Source organism: Methylocaldum sp. (assembly GCF_039794385.1).
In the GTDB taxonomy this organism is placed as follows: Bacteria; Pseudomonadota; Gammaproteobacteria; order Methylococcales; family Methylococcaceae; genus Methylocaldum.
Window position 1 is genome coordinate 1 of record NZ_JBDIVO010000460.1, and the last position, 3,023, is coordinate 3,023.

A 3,023-nucleotide genomic window follows, 5' to 3' on the forward strand; every position below is an offset into this window, starting at 1 on the left:
CGCGTACCAGTTCGCCGGTCCGGTCGCGCAAATCGCGGATCGTAAAGGTGTGCATGATGTCTTCTCCAAATATGCCCACAAGTAGGGGAGCAATTTATCCCAAGCGCCGTACTAACAGCAAACCGCAGCCGAAGGCTTTGGCAGGGCCGATGCCTCGAAACAGCCTTTCCACGAATTGCCCAGCGTCCAGAATCCGCAAAGTTCCGGTGAATTCCACAGTGCTCAGGATGATCGGTTTTCCCGCGCTAGGTTTGTACAGGCGCTGCTGGCGATAGCCATCCGCATGCACGGACTCGACCTCGAATCCGAATTTTGCCCCCCGCTCGGCAAGCCAGGGTTCCCCCGCCTCCTGGACGATTTCAGCCATCGGTGGGCGTTGCCTCCGGTCGGCGTAGCGGCGTTTTTTCAGGTCCGCCACGACATCATCCCGGTGACGGGTCTTAATGATGGGATCATCGCTGATTTTGCGAACCCGCACGGGATTGGCACGCAACACAAACGCCAGCCGCTCGCCGAAGGTGAGTTTAGGTGCAAACGGTCTGGTTTCGATATCCCACAGATTTTTCTTGTCGATCGGCTCGCGTCGAGACAACACATAAAAGAAAGGCCAATGGCCTTGCTGCTCGCGCCGGAACAGGAAATCGCGAGTATCGGCGCCTTCACCGAACCATTGCCAGATCAGTCTGTGTTCCGCATAGGCATCGGACGGAAGAACTTTCGCCAGTTGAGCAAGGTCAAGGCCCGGTTTTAAACGGATGCGGCTTAGATAGCCCATCATGACCTCCCGTAGTGCTCGTTACGCTTGCCGAACTGCCAGCGCCGTCGGCTCAGGGGTACATCCTGACGCGGCGTGGTATGCAGCGGCACCTTGTTGGTAGGTGCGTTGTCCTCCCAGTAATAATCGGGCGATGTCGCTCCCAATGATTGCAGCCGGTTCTGGAGAAATTGCCTCTGCGTATCGGAATATTCGGCATCGTAACTCTCGAACGCCGCCTCGAAGGTTTCCGCTGTAATGCACTTCGCCAATAACGGCAACGCCAGCGGACAAGACTTGCGGCCGAGGTAGAGCGGAAGGCGTGGTCGGCTCAGTGCTTCGGCGAGAGACTCCGGGGAGGGAGCCGCATCGCCACGCTGCCACAGACAGACGGTATACAACCCGTCGCAGCGATAATCGCGGGTCGAAAGCACAGTGTAGAGATTCCAGCGATCACTGGTTTCATCACGGCGCGTGCGAAGATGCCTGAGCCGGCTGGTCGATTCGGGAATCTGCGTGGTGTGATAATCCCGAAGCAAGACACCTCCGGCATCGACCCGTACCGCATAGCTGTATCCGTCCGTCAAGGACTGATGTTTATCGTCCTCGTGCCGGCGGATGCCCAGCGCCGCCGCCAGTAATCCCAGAATGGCAGACTTCGACGGGTGTGGCGTGCTCGGGCGCTGCTCGCCCACGGCGATATCACCCCAGGCCGCCATCGGGCCGTACAGCCGAAATACCAGAAATCGGTGCATGGCTCACTCCTTCACGAAGTCGATGACGGCTTGGAGACTGCCTACCGGTTTTGTGGCGTCCATTACGACACAGGCATCGGCACAGGCGCCGTAAACCATGTCCATCTTGTCCCGCGTAGAAATCAGCGCCTGGATGGCGTTGGTCAGCATGTCCTCTTGGTAACCGTTCACCGGTCTGAGGAAAGCGACCGAGAGAGAACGGGGTTGCTGGCTGCCGTGCTCAGCCAGAATGAAGGAAGCACGTGCCCGCGAACCGAAGCTGTTTTGCTTGCCGGTCGGGGCAACGGTGGCGGCGGCTTCTACAAGCGCGGCGAGCGCGCGGTTCGCCAGGGCCTTGTCACCTCCGAGGTTTTCGATGAGCAGATCCTTGTCGATGCAGATGTACAGGTAGAAAAGACCCGCCGCGAATTCGGTTTCTCCCATGTGTCCGGCACCGACATCCTCAACACCCTTGTTGAGGTCGTCCACGGCGGTGAAGAAATCGTCCTCGATGGCGACTTTGTGAACGCTGATGGCATGAGCGACTTGGGCGGCGGCTTCCATGTTGTAACGTGGGTTGTCGGCCAGCATTCGGCCGAACAGAGCGATATCGGCGGCGGTGTGCTTTTCGCGTAAAAGCTGCAATTCCTCGGCGGTGGGCTCGGTGCCGCATTCGGCGATTGCGGCTACTAAGGCATCGATGGCGGAACGTTCTTCCGGACTGATGTGGGCCAATTGGCGGATTGCGAGGGTTTTGGCCAAGGCTTTAGGCACGCTGCTGCCATCCGCTAAGACGACTTCTTCCTGTTCTTCTTCGCTCGCTTTTTTGTCAGAGCCTTCCAACTTGCCGAAAACCCCGGCGATTTTCTGCGCCCAATCCTGTGCTTGCTTCTCCTTTACACCTTTCTCCTTTAACGCCTTATAGATTTCGACGCCCATCAACTTGGTGCGGACTCCCTTGTGTTCCTTAAGTGCGCTTTCCATGACATCCGAGGTGCGCCACGCGCGCTTGAGGCTTTGCGAGGAAATCCGAAGCCGCGTTTCGCCGCCCATCACGGCGGTTTTCGGTCGGCCCAGATCGTCGCGGTTGAGGTTAGAAGGAGGGAATGAAGTTAGAAGGTGCAATTGGATGAAGCAGGTCATGAAAGGATTCTCCAGTTCTTGTTAGTCTTTCGGTTATTGCTCCCTCTCCCTCTGGGAGAGGGTTGGGGTGAGGGGGTAATTAGGTTTTGGCTGCTTTGCCCATTTTTTCCTCCTCGGTCAGCAGCGCTTCGTAATACTCCATCGTCCAGCGTTGCCGGGTTCGCTCACTCCAGGAGTACAGGTCATGGGCCAAGGCAGCGACGGGGGCGGTCTCGTCGGCCAAGGGCAAAACCCGGATCAGCGCGGGAAATACTTCTTCCAGCGATCCGCAACTCGCCAGGCGCCGGAAACGCAATTCCCCGACACGCGGCTCTCCGTTGGCTTTGGACTGGGCCAACCAAGCAGGAAACTTCAAATCGGTGGTTTGCTTGATGCGGGCCAATATTCCGGCG

The 3,023-nt window shown here is 58.0% G+C and carries 4 protein-coding genes; all 4 read right to left on the reverse strand.

Annotated elements, in window-relative coordinates; translation table 11 throughout:
- Positions 1–94: 94 nt before the first annotated feature.
- The gene (gene cas6e, locus ABJK70_RS22660) at positions 95–778 is read right to left on the reverse strand and encodes a type I-E CRISPR-associated protein Cas6/Cse3/CasE (protein ID WP_156880818.1); all 684 of its coding nucleotides are present in this window, start codon (positions 776–778) and stop codon (positions 95–97) included.
- Positions 775–1,509 carry a type I-E CRISPR-associated protein Cas5/CasD gene (cas5e, locus tag ABJK70_RS22665; protein WP_347259221.1) on the reverse strand — a complete coding sequence of 245 codons (735 nt, stop codon included), beginning with the start codon at positions 1,507–1,509 and terminating at the stop codon, positions 775–777. Before cas5e ends, cas6e begins: the two co-directional genes overlap by 4 nt.
- Before the next feature lie 3 nt (positions 1,510–1,512).
- On the reverse strand, positions 1,513–2,631 hold the full coding sequence (gene cas7e, locus ABJK70_RS22670; protein ID WP_347259222.1) for a type I-E CRISPR-associated protein Cas7/Cse4/CasC: 1,119 nt from the start codon (positions 2,629–2,631) through the stop codon (positions 1,513–1,515).
- Between the two features lie 79 nt (positions 2,632–2,710).
- The coding region (gene casB, locus ABJK70_RS22675) for a type I-E CRISPR-associated protein Cse2/CasB (protein WP_347259223.1) at positions 2,711–3,023 on the reverse strand (313 nt) is incomplete at its 5' end.

What these genes read in the sequence shown, in the direction of transcription:
- cas7e (WP_347259222.1), bottom strand. Translation starts at nt 2,631, where the DNA reads ATGACCTGCTTCATCCAATTGCACCTTCTAACTTCATTCCCTCCTTCT.
- cas6e (WP_156880818.1), bottom strand. Translation starts at nt 778, where the DNA reads ATGATGGGCTATCTAAGCCGCATCCGTTTAAAACCGGGCCTTGACCTT.
- cas5e (WP_347259221.1), bottom strand. Translation starts at nt 1,509, where the DNA reads ATGCACCGATTTCTGGTATTTCGGCTGTACGGCCCGATGGCGGCCTGG.